Annotated in this window: 22 protein-coding genes; 21 read left to right on the forward strand and 1 reads right to left on the reverse strand. The window is 65.2% G+C overall.

The window, feature by feature from the left end:
- Window positions 1–74: 74 nt before the first annotated feature.
- The 21 genes from J2S73_RS06445 to J2S73_RS06545 all read left to right on the forward strand — a co-directional run bounded on the left by J2S73_RS06445 (window position 75) and on the right by J2S73_RS06545 (window position 15,685).
- Window positions 75–1,586, forward strand: a complete 1,512-nt coding sequence (locus tag J2S73_RS06445; protein WP_306884626.1) for a phage portal protein — start codon at window positions 75–77, stop codon at window positions 1,584–1,586.
- Window positions 1,583–1,849, forward strand: a complete 267-nt coding sequence (locus J2S73_RS06450) for a hypothetical protein (RefSeq protein ID WP_306884628.1) — start codon at window positions 1,583–1,585, stop codon at window positions 1,847–1,849. The genes J2S73_RS06445 and J2S73_RS06450 overlap by 4 nt, the downstream gene beginning before the upstream one ends.
- A gap of 15 nt (window positions 1,850–1,864) precedes the next feature.
- A complete protein-coding gene (locus J2S73_RS06455) occupies window positions 1,865–2,914 on the forward strand; it encodes a head maturation protease, ClpP-related (protein WP_306884629.1) in 1,050 nt (349 codons plus the stop codon).
- 99 nt (window positions 2,915–3,013) lie between these two features.
- The gene (locus J2S73_RS06460; protein WP_306884630.1) at window positions 3,014–3,718 is read left to right on the forward strand and encodes a head decoration protein; all 705 of its coding nucleotides are present in this window, start codon (window positions 3,014–3,016) and stop codon (window positions 3,716–3,718) included.
- 83 nt (window positions 3,719–3,801) lie between these two features.
- Window positions 3,802–4,854 carry a major capsid protein gene (locus tag J2S73_RS06465; protein ID WP_306884631.1) on the forward strand — a complete coding sequence of 351 codons (1,053 nt, stop codon included), beginning with the start codon at window positions 3,802–3,804 and terminating at the stop codon, window positions 4,852–4,854.
- 13 nt (window positions 4,855–4,867) lie between these two features.
- The gene (locus J2S73_RS06470; RefSeq protein WP_306884632.1) at window positions 4,868–5,251 is read left to right on the forward strand and encodes a hypothetical protein; all 384 of its coding nucleotides are present in this window, start codon (window positions 4,868–4,870) and stop codon (window positions 5,249–5,251) included.
- 1 nt (window position 5,252) lies between these two features.
- A complete protein-coding gene (locus tag J2S73_RS06475; RefSeq protein ID WP_306884633.1) occupies window positions 5,253–6,089 on the forward strand; it encodes a hypothetical protein in 837 nt (278 codons plus the stop codon).
- Window positions 6,089–6,547, forward strand: a complete 459-nt coding sequence (locus tag J2S73_RS06480) for a baseplate assembly protein (protein ID WP_306884634.1) — start codon at window positions 6,089–6,091, stop codon at window positions 6,545–6,547. The genes J2S73_RS06475 and J2S73_RS06480 overlap by 1 nt, the downstream gene beginning before the upstream one ends.
- Window positions 6,544–6,822 (forward strand): PAAR domain-containing protein, encoded by a 279-nt coding sequence (locus J2S73_RS06485; protein ID WP_306884635.1) that lies wholly within the window; start codon window positions 6,544–6,546, stop codon window positions 6,820–6,822. Before J2S73_RS06480 ends, J2S73_RS06485 begins: the two co-directional genes overlap by 4 nt.
- Window positions 6,823–6,832: 10 nt before the next feature.
- Window positions 6,833–7,045 (forward strand): hypothetical protein, encoded by a 213-nt coding sequence (locus J2S73_RS06490; RefSeq protein WP_306884636.1) that lies wholly within the window; start codon window positions 6,833–6,835, stop codon window positions 7,043–7,045.
- Entirely contained in the window at window positions 7,042–7,455 is a 414-nt protein-coding gene (locus J2S73_RS06495) for a GPW/gp25 family protein (RefSeq protein ID WP_306884637.1), read from the forward strand. Before J2S73_RS06490 ends, J2S73_RS06495 begins: the two co-directional genes overlap by 4 nt.
- A gap of 137 nt (window positions 7,456–7,592) precedes the next feature.
- Window positions 7,593–8,375: a baseplate J/gp47 family protein gene (locus J2S73_RS06500; RefSeq protein WP_306884638.1), complete on the forward strand. Its 783-nt coding sequence runs from the start codon at window positions 7,593–7,595 to the stop codon at window positions 8,373–8,375.
- The gene (locus J2S73_RS06505; protein WP_306884639.1) at window positions 8,372–9,028 is read left to right on the forward strand and encodes a phage tail protein I; all 657 of its coding nucleotides are present in this window, start codon (window positions 8,372–8,374) and stop codon (window positions 9,026–9,028) included. Before J2S73_RS06500 ends, J2S73_RS06505 begins: the two co-directional genes overlap by 4 nt.
- A gap of 9 nt (window positions 9,029–9,037) precedes the next feature.
- Window positions 9,038–11,317, forward strand: a complete 2,280-nt coding sequence (locus J2S73_RS06510; RefSeq protein WP_306884640.1) for a hypothetical protein — start codon at window positions 9,038–9,040, stop codon at window positions 11,315–11,317.
- Window positions 11,318–11,328: 11 nt separating this feature from the next.
- Window positions 11,329–11,508, forward strand: coding sequence for a hypothetical protein (locus J2S73_RS06515; RefSeq protein ID WP_306884641.1), 180 nt, complete (start codon window positions 11,329–11,331; stop codon window positions 11,506–11,508).
- A complete protein-coding gene (locus J2S73_RS06520; RefSeq protein ID WP_306884642.1) occupies window positions 11,486–12,418 on the forward strand; it encodes a phage tail protein in 933 nt (310 codons plus the stop codon). Before J2S73_RS06515 ends, J2S73_RS06520 begins: the two co-directional genes overlap by 23 nt.
- A gap of 8 nt (window positions 12,419–12,426) precedes the next feature.
- On the forward strand, window positions 12,427–13,107 hold the full coding sequence (locus tag J2S73_RS06525) for a DUF4376 domain-containing protein (protein ID WP_306884643.1): 681 nt from the start codon (window positions 12,427–12,429) through the stop codon (window positions 13,105–13,107).
- 96 nt (window positions 13,108–13,203) lie between these two features.
- Complete coding sequence (locus J2S73_RS06530; protein WP_306884644.1) at window positions 13,204–14,427, forward strand: phage tail sheath protein; 1,224 nt, start codon at window positions 13,204–13,206, stop codon at window positions 14,425–14,427.
- A gap of 74 nt (window positions 14,428–14,501) precedes the next feature.
- On the forward strand, window positions 14,502–15,014 hold the full coding sequence (locus tag J2S73_RS06535) for a phage major tail tube protein (protein ID WP_306884645.1): 513 nt from the start codon (window positions 14,502–14,504) through the stop codon (window positions 15,012–15,014).
- Between the two features lie 75 nt (window positions 15,015–15,089).
- Complete coding sequence (locus tag J2S73_RS06540) at window positions 15,090–15,536, forward strand: hypothetical protein (protein WP_306884646.1); 447 nt, start codon at window positions 15,090–15,092, stop codon at window positions 15,534–15,536.
- Window positions 15,537–15,541: 5 nt separating this feature from the next.
- On the forward strand, window positions 15,542–15,685 hold the full coding sequence (locus J2S73_RS06545; protein WP_306884647.1) for a hypothetical protein: 144 nt from the start codon (window positions 15,542–15,544) through the stop codon (window positions 15,683–15,685).
- A gap of 3 nt (window positions 15,686–15,688) precedes the next feature.
- On the opposite strand, the gene J2S73_RS06550 is transcribed toward J2S73_RS06545, so the two are convergent.
- A complete protein-coding gene (locus J2S73_RS06550) occupies window positions 15,689–16,129 on the reverse strand; it encodes a hypothetical protein (protein ID WP_306884648.1) in 441 nt (146 codons plus the stop codon).
- Window positions 16,130–16,147: the final 18 nt, after the last annotated feature.

Here is a 16,147-nt window from a genome sequence, read left to right on the forward strand (position 1 = left end):
TTCCTTCCATCACTGGTCAGGGCCTCATTGCGCCACCGAAGGCTGATGCGGCAAGGCCGCGTCCAACAGCTCAGATGCTGCGCGACACCAAGTCGGGAATTCTCGCGTCGCGACGGGTTGCGCTGCCGGATCACCGTTCGGAGGTTCGCCGGTCCTGGCGCGCCGCGGCTGCGCTGGCCATGGATTTCATTCAGAACTCCGGCACGTTGAAAGGGGCCTGCGACCAGGTCCTCGTCGACACCGTCGGCGTCGAGCTCGTGTTGTCGCCGCAACCGGATCTGTCGAAGCTCGGCTACGATCAGAAGGAAACCGACGAATGGTGCTCCCTGGTCAAGAAACGGTGGAAGCGCTTCGCGTGGAACCCGCACGAGTGCGACCAGCGCGGAAAACTGACCGTCCCGCAGATGGTCGATATCGGGCTGCGGTGGTATATCGCCTATGGCGAAATCACCGGGATGCTGTCCTACATGCCCCGCGCGATGCGTCGCCGGTACGGGATCACGACCGGCACGAAAGTCCTCATGACGCCGCCGCATCGGTTGATGCAGGACACGATCGAGGCTGAAGGCCTCTATCAGGGAGTCTGGCACGACGAGAACGGCCGGCCGGTGGCCTACAAGTTCCGCGACCGCCGCGGCGGGATCGACGTTCCCGCCGTTTATCCGGCGATGGACGGGCAGGGCCGCCCGATCGTGCTGCACATCTTCGACCCGGCGGACGCCGACGATGTCCGGGGCATCTCGCCGTTGACGCCTGCCTTTCGGCGCTACGCCATGTCGGAGGTACTCGACGACTCGGTCCTGCAGAGCTTCGTCCTGCAGAACATCATCTCGGTGATCCTGACCAGCCCGGCGCCATCGGCCGATGCCTTCGAAGGGCTCGAGGCGCTCGGGAGCAGCGAGCTGAAGCACGAGTTCGCGCAGTATTTCGGCGCGATGATGGACAAGGCAAAGGACAAGATCTCCGTCGGCGACGATCCCCGCGTCGTCTCGCTCGCGCCGGGGGAGGACCTGCATTTTCGAACACCGGCGACGCCCGGGCCGGACTATCTGCCCTTCAAGGCGGCGCTGTCCCGGGAGACGGCACGGGCGATCGGCTGCACCCACGCATCGTTCTCGATGGATCACAGCGACGCGACCTATTCATCGACCAGGATGGAGACGGCGTCGATCTGGCCGATTGTGCTCCGCCGTCGAGAGCGGCTCGCCGCGCCACTCTGTCAGGTCATTTACGACGCATGGCTCGACGAGGAGATCGGCGAAGGGCGCATTCCGCTCAAGGGCGGGTATTCGGCATTCCAGGCCCATCGCGATGAAGTGTGCTGGGCCCAGTGGCAGGGGCCGGCCAAGCCCTCGGCCGACGACTACAAGAGCGCCCGTGCGTCGAGCGAGAGGCTTTCGAACGGGACCTCCTCGATCGAAATCGAGGCGGCGGAACTCGGCATCGATCCCGATGAGCTGTTCGAACAACGCGTCGCCGGACATCGCCGCTATGTCGAGGCCGGAATGCGCTCGCCCTATGACCGCGACGCGCCTGCGGCCTCGCCCGTCGATGACGAAGAGCGCAAGCGGACCGAAGCGGAATGACGATCTCGTCACTGGTCAAGATCGGCGGGGATACCGTCGATCTCGCGCGACCGTGCGACGTCGCGATGGCGCTCAAGAAAGTCGAACTCGCGATCGCATCGGGCGGGAAGGCTGAGACGGTTCGCTTCGGCGAAGACGAGGTGACCTTCACGCGCGCCAATCTGGCGCGGCTTTCGGAGATGATCCGCACCTACGAGGACCGATGTCAGCGAGCTGGCGGCGGATCGCGGCGACGCTTCGCGAAACCGATGACGTTCGGTTGAACAAGGGACACCGAGATGACGATCCTGCGCGACGGCGAGCTGATCCTCTACGGCTATGTGGGGGACGACTTTTGGGGAGAGGGGTTTACCGCGAGTGCCGTTCTGGCAGCGCTGGCCGAGCACGGCCGCGACAATGATCTCGTGGTCAGGCTGAACTCCGGTGGCGGCATCATCGACGAGGGTGTCGCGATCTACAATGCGCTCGCGACCCACAAGGGAAACGTCCGTATCGAGATCGACGCCGTGGCGGCTTCGGCTGCGACCATCATCGCGATGGCCGGGGACGAAATCGTCATGAAAGCCGGGTCGATCATGATGATCCATGATCCGGCCAACATCACCTTCGGTACGATCGCGGACCACGAAAAGACGATCGAACAGCTGTCCGCCTATGCCGCGCAGATGGTCTCGATCTACGCCGAACGCTCCGGGAACTCACCGGAGAGCGTTCGCGCCACCATGGAAGCGGAAACCTGGCTCACGGCCGATCAGGCTGTCGAGGCGGGTTATGCCGACAAGGCCGAGGCGGGGCAGGCAAAGGCGGTGGCAGCCTTCGATTTCCGCGTGTTCGCGAAAGCCCCTGATGACCTGAAAGCACTCGCGGAACGCAAGAACTGGACGTTCAAGGCCGACCACCGTGCGGGCGCATCCGCGTCCGGTGCGTCGCGTTCGAAAAAGGAGACCCACATGCCGGAAAACCCCAAGCCGGAGAAGACAACCGCCGAACTCGAAGAGGCGAACAAGCAGGCCGCCGATGCCGCGGTCACCGCCTACAAGGAGCGTCGCAAGGCGGTGATGAGCCTCGAGGAAGCGACGGGGCGTGAGAGCCTCGCCGAACACCTGGTGGAGTCGACCGAGCTCGATGTCGAGGCGATCAAGGCGACGCTTGCGGCCTCGCCGAAAGCCCAGGCCGAGGATCCGGAGCCGGATCCGGCGGCCTACGAGCGCGAACGTCTCGCCACGGCCGGGCAGGCCCAGCCGGGCGCGAAGGCAACCGCCAAATCCGGACTGCACGACCGGATCACCAAGAAGATCGAAGGCCTGAAGCCGGCTGCTGCCGGCTGACGCCAGCCTCACCACCCCTCCATTCAATCGAGAGCAGGACGAACGGCCGTCGCGTCCGACGGGCGGTGATGTCGTGCGCCCAAATGACAGGAGCGCTCAATGCTTCCCCACTACAAGATGACCAAACCATCGAAGGTGTCTTCGCTGGTGGCTTTCGAGGCTGATCCGGAGCTGACCCGGGCGACCGGAACGCTTCTCGCTGGTGATGGCGCGGCGCGCACCATCAAGCTCGGCACGCTGGTCGGCAAGATCTCCGGGTCCGGTACCACGTCGGCGGAGACTGCAGCCGACGCCGGAAACACCGGCGATGGCACGCTGACCCTCGCCGATCCGGCCTTCACCGCCACGGCCATGCTCGGGGTCTACACGATCAACTGCACGACCGGCGGCGGCGACGGCACGTCGAAGTTCCGCGTCGAGGATCCGGCCGGCAATCTCGTCGGAACCGCGACAGGCGGGGCGGCCTTCAACAAGGCGATCAAGTTCACGATTGCCGGCGGTTCGGCGGCCTTCGTGGAAGGCGATTCCTTTACGGTGACGCTGTCCCGCGCGGCCGGGGCCGATGACGACAAGATCGTCGCCTGGGATCCGGACGCGACGGACGGCTCCGAGATTATTCGCGGCATCTCTCTTCGCGAGACGGTCGCGGAAAATGGCGCCGACAACGTCGACGGGGTCCTCTACCTGAAGCGCATGGCGACCCTCGTCGCGTCGAGCATCCTTTGGCCGGACGGCATCACGGATCCGCAGAAGTCTGCCGCGATTGCTGACATGGACGAGCGGCTCTTCATTTCCGTTCGCTGACGGAAGTCCCCTCACAATTTCAGCCGCGTGATCTCCGGCAGGCCCGGAAGCGGCGACCCGTGTCCTCACGAAAGGAATGACCCATGCCGGAGATCCTTCTCCCCTATACCGATGTCGAGCTGACCGAAGAGGTCAATCGGATCCCGAACACCTACGGTCTGCTGAACGAGCTGGGCCTCGCACCGAACGAGCCGAAGGGCTCGATCTATGTCCGTATCGAGTACCGCGACGGGCAGATCTACGTTCTCGCCGCGGCGGAGCGTGGCGGTCCGGCCGAGGTGGGCCCGGGCGATACCGAAAACGGCATCATCCTCCAGATCCCGCACTTCCCCCACCTGGACAAGATCTCGGTCGACGACATCGACGGCGTGCTTGAGGTCGTCAACGGTGAAGTCACGCCCGGCTCGCTGGAGCGGGAGACCGCAAACAAGCTGATGACGATCCGCAACAAGCACTCGATCACGCGGGAATATGTCCGCCTCGGCATGCTCAAGGGGCTGATCAAGGACGGCCGCGGCCGGACGCTCTACGATCTCTTCGATCTGTTCGGGATCAGCAAGAAGACGGTGGACTTCACGCTCGGCACCGACACGGTGGACATCGTCGAGAAGTGCGAAGAGGTGCGCGACCACGTCATGGTCAATCTCAAGGGAGAGACCATGAACGGCATCGAGGCAATCGTCTCCTCGAGCTTCTTCTCCAAGCTGATCAAGCACCCGAAAGTCGAAAAGTTCTGGATCAATGCCCAGAACGCCGCTCTGCACACGACGATCGGCCGGGACTATCGCGGCAACAACTGGGGCCGCGTGTTCGAGTTCGGCGAGATCACGTTCCGCGAGTACAAGGGCTCGCTGCCGGTGCGCTCTCCGTCCGGCGCGATTTCGCAGGAGGCCAACGTGGCGGCGGGGAAAGGGCACGCCTTCCCGACCGGGACCCAGTCCATGTTCCGCACCTTCGACGGCCCCGTCTATCACATCGAGCGCGCAAACCGCCCGATCGACGAAGGGTCCGAGCCGATCTTCATCTCCACCAAGGTGCTCGACCACGGTGAAGGGATCGAGCTGAAGTCCCAGTCGAACATGCTGGCTGTGTGCAAGCAGCCCGAGTGCCAGGTCGAGCTGACGACGTCGAACTGACGTCGCGCCCGTCATGCCCCTGGATGCCCCATTTCAGTCTCTCCGCGACGATATCGCCGCGGAGGTCGATGCCGTCTTCGCCGAACCCGTGCGGATTTCATTCCTGAAGCGCGGCGTTGTCGATCCCGACCGCGCGATGATCCAGATCGACGCACCCCTGCGCGTCGGCGACGTCGAGATGGGGGACATGTCCGGCGGGCGGACCTCCGACTGGTCGACCCAGATCGCCGGCAGTACAGCCGTGTTGTCGATCGCTTGGGCCACCTATAGCGGGCCGGAGATCCGCAAGGGCGACCGGGTGAAGGCCTTGGCGCGCGCCGGTGAGCCGTGGTTCGAGGTGAAAGCGGTCGGCGATCGCAAAGCCTCCCGGCTGATCGTCTATCTCGGGAACGCCTGAGATGAGTTTCGTGCGGATGGGGCTGCGGATCGCGGCGGTAGAGGCGGTCAAGGGCGCGACCCTGATCGGGGACCGGGTGCTCGACAGCGAAATCGCGGCGCTGTCGACAGATGCGAACGGTGCGATCCGGACGGACCAGGAAAAGCCGTTCATCTCCATCTACACCGACGATGGAGAGATGGTGCTGGATAGCGGAGCTCCTGGCGGGCTTCACGAGAACGGCACGATCGATCTCGTCTTCGAGATGGGTATTGCCGCGTCGATGACGGTGCGCAATCCGGAGACAGGCGAAAGCGAGGTCCTGACCGGCGTTCCGGCGACCGATCGTGCCTTTGAAGTGCACGCGGACCTGGTCTGCCGGCAGATCGCCGACGCGCTTGCCGACCGGACCAATCCGTGGGCGGAGGTTTTCCGAGGGCTGCGGGCTCGGGTCCTCAAGGTGAGGCGGGCCCGGGCGAACTCCACCGAACACGCGGCCCGGCTTGCCGCGGCCCAGCTCAAGGTGACGGTCGAGCTGATCGACGATCCGGCACTTGGCGTTCCGATCGATCCCGACCTCCCGTTCGGCCGGCTCCTGGCCTTGATGGAGACGTCCGAGGATCCGGTGTTGTCGCCGACGGCCGCCCTGATCCGGGCTCATCTCGCTGGCTACCGGGAGCCCTGGCGAGTGGTTCAGGAGCAAAGCGGGCTCGGCAGTCGCGAGCTTGCTGCGCTCGGCCTGGGACCGATCGACTGGACGCTCGGTGATGATGACGAATTGCCGACCGGCCAGTCCGCGACCATCGAGATGGCCGGCCGCGCTGGCGTGGACGTTTCCGCTGATCCTGAGGGTGAGTGATGCTCGACGTGATCGTCGGGATGAAGACCGACATCGAAATGCTGAAGAGCGCCTTCGGGCGAGCACTCACGGTCGGGCCGATCTCAGAGCTCGATGCGGCCAAGGGGTATCGGCTCGATCTCGGTCAGGGATCCGACGGAAAGCGCCACCTTTCGCCGTGGTATCCGCACCCCGAGAGCGGCGGCGCGACGCGCACATGGATGCCTCTTGCCAAAGGGCAGATTGTCGGCGTGCTCAATCCGACCGGGGACCCTCGCCGCGGACTGGTCTTCCGGGGAGGCTTCTCGGGGCAGTATCCGCCGCCGTCGGATGATTTCGGAGAGAACGTACTCGAGTTCGGTGGCGTCCGGATCTCGGTGGCGGAAGGAACCCTCGTCGTCACCATCGGAGAGACAATCGTCCGTCTGACTGGTTCGTCCATTTTCATGGACGCCGCAGGGATTGAGATTGGGCTATGAGCGCACCCGCGCATCGCGTTGGCGACCCGAACGACGCTGCCGGCGTCGTGACCGGATCGGTGCAGTCGAAGGTTCGCATCAACGGCCGTCTGGCCGCGGTGAACGGATCGCCGGTATCGGCGCACACGCCGTTCTTCCCGCCGCATCTGGCTCCGGTCACGGCCAATGGGTCTGCAAAGGTCCGCATCGCCGGCATTCCCGCCAATCGACAGGGCGATCAGGACAGCTGCGGTCATGTGCGGGCATCCGGCTCGCCGAACGTCAGGATCGGGTAGGAGGCGAACCATGGACAAGCGCGAATACGAAGTGGCCGAGGGTGTGACCTGGGTGAACGGGGCGAAGGTGCCGGCCACGCGCGAGGTGTCGCTGACCGCAAAAGAAGCGACCTACGATCTTTCCCTCAACCGGATCTGGCCCAAAGGGTCCCGGCGGACCAAGTCGGCGAAGGCGCCGGCAGCTGCTCCGGTGGCCGATGGCTCCGAGGTCGGGCCGGCGTGAGCGGTGTCCACCGGCGCACCGGCCGGATCATCGACACGCTCGCCTGCGCTTACCAGGGGGTTGAGGTGACGCTCTCCACGCGGATCGGATCGCGGGTGATGCTCCGCGAGTTCGGCGGCGGCGCGGTCGAACTCCTCGGCAGGGCGATGACCCCGAGGCTGTTTGCCGCGTGGCAACAGCTCATCGGCACTGCGATCGACCTTTGGGTGCCCAATTTCAAGGTTCGCCGGATCTCCGTCGAAGGCTCGGTGGAGGAAATCCGAGCGGGTCGCGCAGGTCTTCGGATTGAAGCGGACTTTCGGCCGTTCGCGCACCTGTCGGAACGTGATCCGCGCTATTCGACCGAGGTTGAGCGGGTTGTGAGCTTCGGTATCGGGTTTGGTACGGGCCACGCACGGGTGGCGGCGTGACCAGTCCGACGGCCATCGATCTGTCGCGGGTTCCGTTTCCGGATGCGATCGAAACTCTCTCGTTCGTCTCGCTCAAGGCGGCGTTCGTCGATCGGTTCCTGGCAGCCTGGGAGAACCTGCGCACTGCCGACCCGACATTGCCTGAGTATGACCAGCAACATGTCGAGACAGATCCGGTCATCATCTCGGCAGCGGAGGCCTGGTCGTATCTCCGATTGAACGACCGACAGCGCGTCAATGATGCGGTGAAGTCCGTACTCGCGCCGATGGCCAAGGGGACCAACCTCGAGGCAATCGTCGCGGGGCAGAACCTGCTTCGTCTCGTCGTCAGGCCGGCGACCGAATCCGAGCCGGCGGTGATGGAAAGTGATGCTGCCCTCCTGCGGCGGTATCTGCTGTCGCTGGATCGGCCTTCGATCGGCTCCATCGGCCGATATCTGCTGGACGCGTGGACGGTCTGGCCGGGCATGGGAGACGCGCGGGTCAACGGCCGCGCGGTACACGGCCGGCTCGGCGACACCGACGTGGTGATCACCGGGCAAGGCGGAGCCGATCCGACGCCGACGGAAATCGCCCTCGTCACGGCCGCTGTGACGAACCCGAACGTCAAGCCGGAGGCGCATGGTGTCTCGGTCCTGGCGGCGACGCGGCTGGAATATTCCGGGGATCTCGTCGTCGAGGTGCCTGCGATCGGGCCGGATGCGGGGGTGGTCAGGCAAGAGGCGGAGGATCGCGTGTCAGTGGCTGCCGCCGAACGGACCCGGATTGGCGGTGAGCTGCCGGGCGGATATCTGCCGAGTGCAGCCTACGGTGCGAATGTCATCAAGGTTCGTGACCTCGCGCCGGTCACGATCGAGCCCGATCCGTACACTGTTCCTGTGCTCGCTTCTCTGTCGGTGACCGCGGAGATCCGGTCGTGACGGCGGCGGATCTTCTTCCGGACCCGGCGGCTTTCGAGCGGGCCCTGGCCGAGGCGACTGCCGACGACCTGCCGGTGCCGATCGACCAGATCCTCGATCCCTACGAGACGCCGTCGGCATTCTTGCCGTTCCTGGCGGCGCATTGGTCGGTCGATCTCTGGTTCGACGACTGGGCGGAGGCACGCAAGCGCGAGATGATCGCCCAGAGCGCGGGCCGCTCGACGATCCACCCCGGCGAGCGCCTCGCCGAACTGAAGGGGACCCGTGAGGGGCTCAAACGCTTTCTTGCCTTCGTCGATGCCGAGATCGTCCGCGTCGTGTCGCATCCGTGCCGGTTCGTCGTCGGCCGGTCGGGCGTCGGCTGGCGCCCGATCGCGCACCCGCCGCTGACGGCGCACTACCTCGTCAAGCTGCCGTTGCAGCAGCCGGCGCACGCGTTTGAGATCAACCGCGCGGCGATCGGCCGAGCATCGCTTCGCTCCGTCGACCTTGAGCCGATCCGGCGCGCGAAGCTCGCCATGACAGTCGGGAAGGCTCCGGAGACCCTCTACTCGGTCACGTTCGCCTGGCGCCGGCACATAACCCTTTCCGATTCCATCCCGCTCGACGGCAGCCACCATATCGGCGGCTTCGTCGACCGGACGCGACTTTAGGGAGCCCTCATGTCCAGCCGGGTCACCTTCGACGACGCCGAGATCGCCAAACACACCGACTTCAACGAAATCGGCCTCTTTGCCCAGGAGCAGGTCGACGACCTGGTCGCCGATGCGATTGGCTACCCGGCGCACTGGGCCGCCTTCACCGTCGCCAAGGCGAGCGCCCAGGAGGTGACGGTCTCCCGCGGACGCTACCTCAACGGCCGCGTCGTCTATTCCCAGGACGCTCCGATCACCATCAACCTCCAGCTTCACATCCCGGTCGCGCCGTCCGATCAGCGCTGGGTCGCCCTTATTTTGCGGGGCGAGGAGGTCACGGAGACGGAGACCCGGCCATTCCAGACAAGCGAGGATCCCGAGACCTCAGAAGTGGTGATGCGGTCCACGCCGAAGCGGATCCGCCGGCGGGTCAACGTCATCGTCCAGGCCGGCGAGCTCAACCCGACACCGGTGAAGCCCGTCGTCGCCGAGACCGATGCGTGCATCGCCTATGTGCGGCTCCATGCGACCGGCATCCCCGATACCGGCGGGATCGAACCGGGCACCTCGACCCGGGTCAAGTCGCTCTACGAGGTCGAGGGGCGGCTCGCGGCGCTCGAAGTCGATCTCGACGCGCTGTTTCTGCGGACCGCGACGATCGAGACACAGATCACCAACATCAACGACCGGCTGACGGAAATCCCGCGGCCGTCGGTCATCCGGCAGATGCAGCGCGACCTGGGCGCGGCCCGGCTTCTGCTCGACCTGCCGGACAATCAGCGCGCCTACGCGTTCGACAACGGCCTGCTGCCGGATCAGTGGGACAACGGCCACCCCGACTGGCTCGCCCGGGTGAGCGAGGGTGTCCGTTACCCGTTCGCCGCAACCGCCCAGGCGCGGCTTGAAGTCCAGGCCGAGGACAGCCCGTACATCATGTGGTCGGACCGGCGGATGGTGCCGGTCTATGACGAAGTCACGAGGATCGCCAACTACGCCGCGTCGGGCACGCTGAACATTTCCCAGCTCGTGCACACCGAAACGACGCTGGTCCGCAAGGAGGCAAGCCGGATCCGCGTCACCTACGGCCCGACCATGCAGGTCTGCGAGAACGGCGCCGGCTGGTCCGCGCTTGCCGACGCCCAGATCGGCACGATGCTCCGCAACAACGGCGAGACGTTCGAGGTCGTGAGCTACAACGGCGATTGGGCTGGCCTGCCGGATCACTCGCTCTATGGCGTCCGGCAGATCCGCTACGAAATCGTCAATGAGCCGTACTGGGAGTACAAGACCGAGGAAGTCGGCATCAACGGCTCGGTCTACGCCCAGACCTTCCTGGTCGCGCAGCCGATGATGATGACCTCGCTCGACCTGCAATTTGCGCGGATCGGGCTCGACGGCGATGTGCACGTCTTCATCGTCGAGACGACCGGCAGTGCTGCGCCTTCGCCGACCAGGATGCTGGCGCAGGGCATTCTGCCGCGCGCGTCGCTGACCGAGGGCTGGAACCGCGTCGCGCTTCCGCTGACCATGCTGGAGGCCGGCCGGCGCTACGCCTTCGTGACCGTCACGACCGGCAACCATGCCGTCAGCGTCTCCACCGGCAACGCCTACACTGGCGGATCCCTCTTCAAGCTGACCGATGGCGCTTACGCCCAGGGCGATCTCGACCAGGACTTCGTGTTCGCCATCAACGGCGCCCGGTTCCGCAGCCCACGCACGACCGTGCCGTTTCGGGCGCTGACGCTCGCCGACGGAATGACCGAGATCGATCTCCTTTATTCCGGGTGGGAGCCCGGCGGTACCGGCCTGGAGTGGGAGATCCGGCCGGCCGGCTCGACGACCTGGACCGTGCTCGAGGACGGCGACCCGGCCACCAATCCGCTGGTCGGGCTGCCGGCTTCCGTCGAGCTGCGCCTGGTGATGATCGGCACCAGCGATCTCGCGCCGATGATCCAGCTCGACGAGTGGGCCACGTCCACGGTCTCGCGCAATCGCAGCGACATGCGGGCGGTCACCGACGCGTTCGACTTCGGGATCTCGTCGAGCTCGATCGTCACCCAGTACACCGTCGATGCCTTCGACGAGGCGCGGCACACGTTCACGCCGGCGATCATGGTCGGCGGGGCGACGGTCCTGCCGTCGACCACCGAGGTCACCGTCGATCCCAACCGGCCGAGCCGCCGGACCTATCTCTCGACCTATAGCCTGGGTGCGGCGACCACATCGGCACGGATGCGGTTCGCCTCCACGACCGACAACGTCGTGGTCGTGCCGTTCCTCCAGGACGCCTTCATCGCCGCACTGTGAGGAAGCCGATCATGAACCCGTTTCCAACCATCGATCCGGCGGCGACCTACGCGGTCAAGCTCGCTCGCGTCGTCGAGCTCGAGCCGTTCCGCTATCGCCCCCTCAACACGATCTCGATGAGCGGCGACACCGTCCAGAAGATCCTCGACGCCTATGGGGAGGCGGCCTTTGACCGATGCGATCCCGAGTAGGGAGACCGATTACCAGGCCGACGGCAGCACCGAGCTTTCGGTCGACGTCTGGAACGGCGTCATCGGCGACATCGGCGCGCGGCTTCGCGCCCGCGAGCAACTGGAGGCATCGTTCGCGGCGCTTGAGGCGCAGGGCATCCAGGCGTCGCTCGACTACATCCAGACGACGGTCGCGCCGCAGCTGGCCACGCTTCAGGCCGACATCCAGACTGCTCAGGATCAAATCGAAACGATCGTCCAGGATGGCGTCGCGCCGAACGCGCTAAAGCTGGAAGGTCACGCGGCTGCTTACTTCGCGACTGCGTCCGCGCTGGCGGACCACACCGGCAGAATCGACAACCCGCACGGTGTCACCAAAGCCCAGATCGGACTGGGCAACGTCGACGACACTCCCGACGCCGACAAGCCGATCTCGGATGCGACCCAAGCTGCGCTCGATGCGCTGAACGGCGCGCTGGAGCAGTTGGTGCCGGCGGGTTCACTCATCTGGCATGCGAGCGCGACCACTCCGACAGGCTACCTGAAATGCAACGGGGCGGCTGTGTCGCGGGTTGTGTACTCGGCCCTATTCGCGGCAATCGGCACGGCATATGGCGCCGGTGACGGATCGACGACCTTCAACGTCCCCGATGCCCGAGGGGAGTTCCTCCGAGGCCTGGACGAGGGCCGCGGCGTCGACGGGGGCCGCGTTCTTGGCTCACATCAGCTCGATCAGTTTCAGGGCCACTATCACCAATCGATCAACGGCGCATCATCCATGGGATCTCCGTTGGCGCCGATCCTCGGACAGGGGGGCATCGGAATTATCCCGCTGACCAATGTCCCCATCGAGGGGCAGCATGGCTCCCCTCGAGTTGGCTTCGAAACTCGGCCGCGCAACATCGCGGCCGTGCTCTACATCAAATACTGAGGCCCCCGATGTCCGGACCAACGGTCTATTCCTACGATCCGACCTCCGGCGAGGCCCTCGGCAGCAGCATCGCCGATCCGTCGCCGCTGGAACCGGGCGCGTTTCTCGACCCCGCTCACACCACGCGGACGCCTCCGCCGGAAACCGGCGCCGGCGAAGCGGCCTGCTGGACCGGCGAAGCATGGGAAATCCGACCCGATCACCGCGGCGAGACCTGGTACGCGGCCGACGGCGCCGCGGTGACGGTCGATCACATCGGCGACCCGGCCGACGATGGCCTCGCCGCCGTCGCGCCGCCGCCCACGCTTGAAGAGGCTCGAGCGACCAAGCTTGCGGCGATTTCGGCCGAGATGGCTGATCGGCTGGCCGCAGGTGCGCCGACACCCGGTGGCCTCCATGTCGCGTTGGACGTTGGGACCCGCACCGACCTTGGCGCGATGGCTACGACGGGCGGGCTCGCTGCATCTGGTTCGGTCACTTGGTCCGACAGCTACAAGCTTGGCTGGATCACGATCGAGAACGACCGCATCCCGCTTCCGACACCCGCTGACGGCATCGCGCTCGCTGCCTCGGTCGGGGACTACTATGCCCAGATCCGCCAGCACGGCCGCGACCTGAAGGACGCCGCGCTCGCTGCCGCCGACGAGACCGAGCTCGACGCAATCGACGAGGCCGCCGGCTGGCCTTGATCGGCCACGTCACCGGGGCTGGCACCCAACACATTCTGCACCTGACCCGAACCCGCTTTCGAGCGGGTTTTTTGTTGCCCGCAACAGGAGGAGCCAATGACGGCGCCCGAATTTGGTATGACGTTCAGCCGGCCGGGAGACGAGCCGGTCCCCGTACTCGGCGCCGACTTCTCGCAGGCGCTGCTGATCGAGACGTCGGCCGACGCCTCGGCGAGCGAATTCCCGCTCGACACGCCCGTCCGCTTTTCCACGAGCGATTCCGATGCGGTGACGGCGCTTGGGTCCGGTCTGCTTGCGGATGCCGTCAGCGGTATTCAGCGGCAGCTCGACGGCATCAACTCCGGCGCAGACGTCACGGTCGTCAGAGTGGAGGAGGGCGCCGACACTGCGGGCACCTGCAGCAACATCGTCAACATCCTGAACTCGGTCCAGGACATCCCGTCCGCCGTCAACCGGACGCCCCGGCTGGTGTGGTGCGGCCGGACCGCGTGGCGCGCCGATCTGGAAACGACGAACCCGGTCGTGGCGGCACTGCCGGACGCGCTCGGCAAGATCCTCGCCGTCTCGCCCGTCGATGTCGACGACACCTCCAGCGCGAACGCGATCGACGCCCGTGAGAGCATGAACTCCGAGCGGCTGATCCCGGTCGGCGTGGCGGCGCGGGTCTACGAGGACGATACGCTCGTCACGCGCCCGATGGGCCCGCGTGTCCTCGGCCTGTTCCAGCGGGTCGACAACGAGACCGAAGGAAAGCCGTTCAATCCGATCGCGAACCGGGCCATCCACGGGCTCGCCGGCCTCTCCCGCAAGATCCCGTTCTCGCTTCTGGACGGCTCGACGGAAGGCCAGCAGATGCTGGCGGCAAACGTCTCTGTCGTGGCCGAGGGGGAAACCGGCGTCGACGGTGCCATCGCCGAAGGCGGTTTCGTATTTGTCGGCACCGACAATGCGACCACCGGAACGCTCTGGGAGCAGTTCCACCAGGTGCGTGGCGCCGATTTCATCACCGTCAAGCTGATGCAGATCACGCGGCAGTTCCTCGGTCCGAAGATCTCCGCCGACAGCGCCGAGGCCTGGCTCAATTCGCAGAAATTCATGCTGCGCGATCACCAGTCCGACGAGGACATCCTCGGCTATCAGGTCGAATTCCGGCCGGACAAGAACAGCCCCGAGAACATCCGCCTCGGCCACCTGACCGTCAATCTCGGGATCGAGCCGGCGCCGGCCTTCAAGGTCGCGCACCACGAAGTCCGGCGCTATCGCCCGGCCGTGGCCGGTCTGGTGTCCGACATCGTCGCGCGCCTGGCCTACGCCGCCTGAAGCCGGCTGGCCTCGACATCCCGTTCGCGGCGCATGCCGCCGCCGAGTTTCACTCCAGTATCGGAGACTGATCCATGAAGCCACTCTATCTGCTGACGGCCGTCGATGTCCGCCGTGCCGAAGTCGCCGGTGACACCAGGAAAACCACGATCGTCAAGATGGTCATCCCTGCGATCACCTTCATGACCGCCAGCCACAATCCCGGCGGCGGTCACGGGGCGGTCGATTTCCTGCTGCCGCGCATCAACGCTGTCGAACCGAGCTTCGAGGCAAAGGGCTTCGATCGTTCGGTGTTCGGCGTGCTGGGCAAGCCGGAAAAATGGACATTCGCCGGCGCGCTTCGGGACAAGAAAACCGGCGCCGACATTCCGGCGCGAGCGGTGATCGAAGGCGCGATCGCGGAATGGACGCCCGACGACACGAGCCCGGAAGAGTTCCTCGGCTGCAACCATGCGATCAAGGAAGTCACGCACTACGAGTTCTCGATCGACGGCGAAGAGCTCTGGTACTGGGATTTCTGGGAAAGCGAGCTACGCACCAAGGGGCAGTCCTACACGGAAGGCATCCGCGGCGCGCTTGGGGCCTAGTTTCTCCCTTTTGTCACCGATGATTTTCAACATGGCTCGCATTCGCGGGCTGTTTTCGTTTCGAGGTATTCCATCATGACGAGCGAGACCACGCCTTCAGTCACGCCTTCGACGAAGAAGCTGACGAAGTGGACCCACACTTTGGATTATCCCTTCGCGGTCAGAGAGGTGGCCCGAATAGTTGATGGAGCGGCGGTCACCGAGCTCGAGCGTGTCGAGATCGATGAGGCCCAAGACAAAGATCGCAAGGTTGTGTCTCTCACTTTCCGGCGGATGCGGGCCGGTGATCCGAAGCTGACCGAAGGGATCGAAGATCCCTATGCTTCGGCGATTGCCACCCTGGCGACGCTGGCGGGAGAGCCCTCCGAGGTGATCGACATGCTCGATTTCGACGACTTCGAGGCGATCAACGAAGGGACCGTACCCCTTATGGGAAAGTCCGCGATGAAGCTGGCCGAGGCCCGCAAGAAAGCGGAGGCCGAGGCGGGGGCGACGGTGAGCGTCCCCTCTGGCGCGATCTGATCGTTTTGGTCGCGCGCGAGACCAACTCGTCAATCGGCGAGGTCGAAGGCTGGGATATCGACGAGTTCCTGGCCTATCGCAAGTCGGTCATGCGGATCCTCAAACAGCGCGACCCAGAGATGCGAAATAGCGCGCCGCCACACCGCTGATCGCTATTCGACCATTGCACGCACACAGGTGTCCTTGGCCTCTCCGATGGTGCCGGGGGAGACGACGATATCTTTTTTCAGCTCCTCCGTTTCGCCACCGGAAATCTGGCCGAACGGGGGAGTGGCGCTGACGGCGAAGATCGGATGGTCACCGCTTTCGGGCCGGCCCACGGCCTCGATCGAGATCGGGGACTTCGCGTCGGACCGATTGGAAACCGAGGCCGAAAGCCTGAGAACCGTTGCTCCCGACAGCCGGTTCACGCCCTCGACGATCGACAGATTGTTCACCCGGTGTGATCCGTCGTCGATCACCACGTCGAACAGCTCGGCAGAAGTCTCCACGCAGATCCATTCGCCGAAAGCGTGCGTGTCCGCCGCCGCTGGTCCGAAGCTCGCGGCCAACCCGGCGCATGCGAGTACCGCAATCTGAAATCGTCCTGGCATCTATGATCCTCCCCAACT

Origin of the sequence: Amorphus orientalis, assembly GCF_030814015.1 — a bacterium.
Taxonomy (GTDB): domain Bacteria; phylum Pseudomonadota; class Alphaproteobacteria; order Rhizobiales; family Amorphaceae; genus Amorphus; species Amorphus orientalis.

Coding starts and splice junctions, on each gene's coding strand:
- J2S73_RS06550 (WP_306884648.1), bottom strand. CDS start 16,129: ATGCCAGGACGATTTCAGATTGCGGTACTCGCATGCGCCGGGTTGGCC.
- J2S73_RS06525 (WP_306884643.1), top strand. CDS start 12,427: ATGTCCGGACCAACGGTCTATTCCTACGATCCGACCTCCGGCGAGGCC.
- J2S73_RS06455 (WP_306884629.1), top strand. CDS start 1,865: ATGACGATCCTGCGCGACGGCGAGCTGATCCTCTACGGCTATGTGGGG.
- J2S73_RS06480 (WP_306884634.1), top strand. CDS start 6,089: ATGCTCGACGTGATCGTCGGGATGAAGACCGACATCGAAATGCTGAAG.
- J2S73_RS06460 (WP_306884630.1), top strand. CDS start 3,014: ATGCTTCCCCACTACAAGATGACCAAACCATCGAAGGTGTCTTCGCTG.
- J2S73_RS06445 (WP_306884626.1), top strand. CDS start 75: ATGCTGCGCGACACCAAGTCGGGAATTCTCGCGTCGCGACGGGTTGCG.
- J2S73_RS06510 (WP_306884640.1), top strand. CDS start 9,038: ATGTCCAGCCGGGTCACCTTCGACGACGCCGAGATCGCCAAACACACC.
- J2S73_RS06530 (WP_306884644.1), top strand. CDS start 13,204: ATGACGGCGCCCGAATTTGGTATGACGTTCAGCCGGCCGGGAGACGAG.
- J2S73_RS06475 (WP_306884633.1), top strand. CDS start 5,253: ATGAGTTTCGTGCGGATGGGGCTGCGGATCGCGGCGGTAGAGGCGGTC.
- J2S73_RS06515 (WP_306884641.1), top strand. CDS start 11,329: ATGAACCCGTTTCCAACCATCGATCCGGCGGCGACCTACGCGGTCAAG.
- J2S73_RS06470 (WP_306884632.1), top strand. CDS start 4,868: ATGCCCCTGGATGCCCCATTTCAGTCTCTCCGCGACGATATCGCCGCG.
- J2S73_RS06485 (WP_306884635.1), top strand. CDS start 6,544: ATGAGCGCACCCGCGCATCGCGTTGGCGACCCGAACGACGCTGCCGGC.
- J2S73_RS06535 (WP_306884645.1), top strand. CDS start 14,502: ATGAAGCCACTCTATCTGCTGACGGCCGTCGATGTCCGCCGTGCCGAA.
- J2S73_RS06490 (WP_306884636.1), top strand. CDS start 6,833: ATGGACAAGCGCGAATACGAAGTGGCCGAGGGTGTGACCTGGGTGAAC.
- J2S73_RS06450 (WP_306884628.1), top strand. CDS start 1,583: ATGACGATCTCGTCACTGGTCAAGATCGGCGGGGATACCGTCGATCTC.
- J2S73_RS06465 (WP_306884631.1), top strand. CDS start 3,802: ATGCCGGAGATCCTTCTCCCCTATACCGATGTCGAGCTGACCGAAGAG.
- J2S73_RS06540 (WP_306884646.1), top strand. CDS start 15,090: ATGACGAGCGAGACCACGCCTTCAGTCACGCCTTCGACGAAGAAGCTG.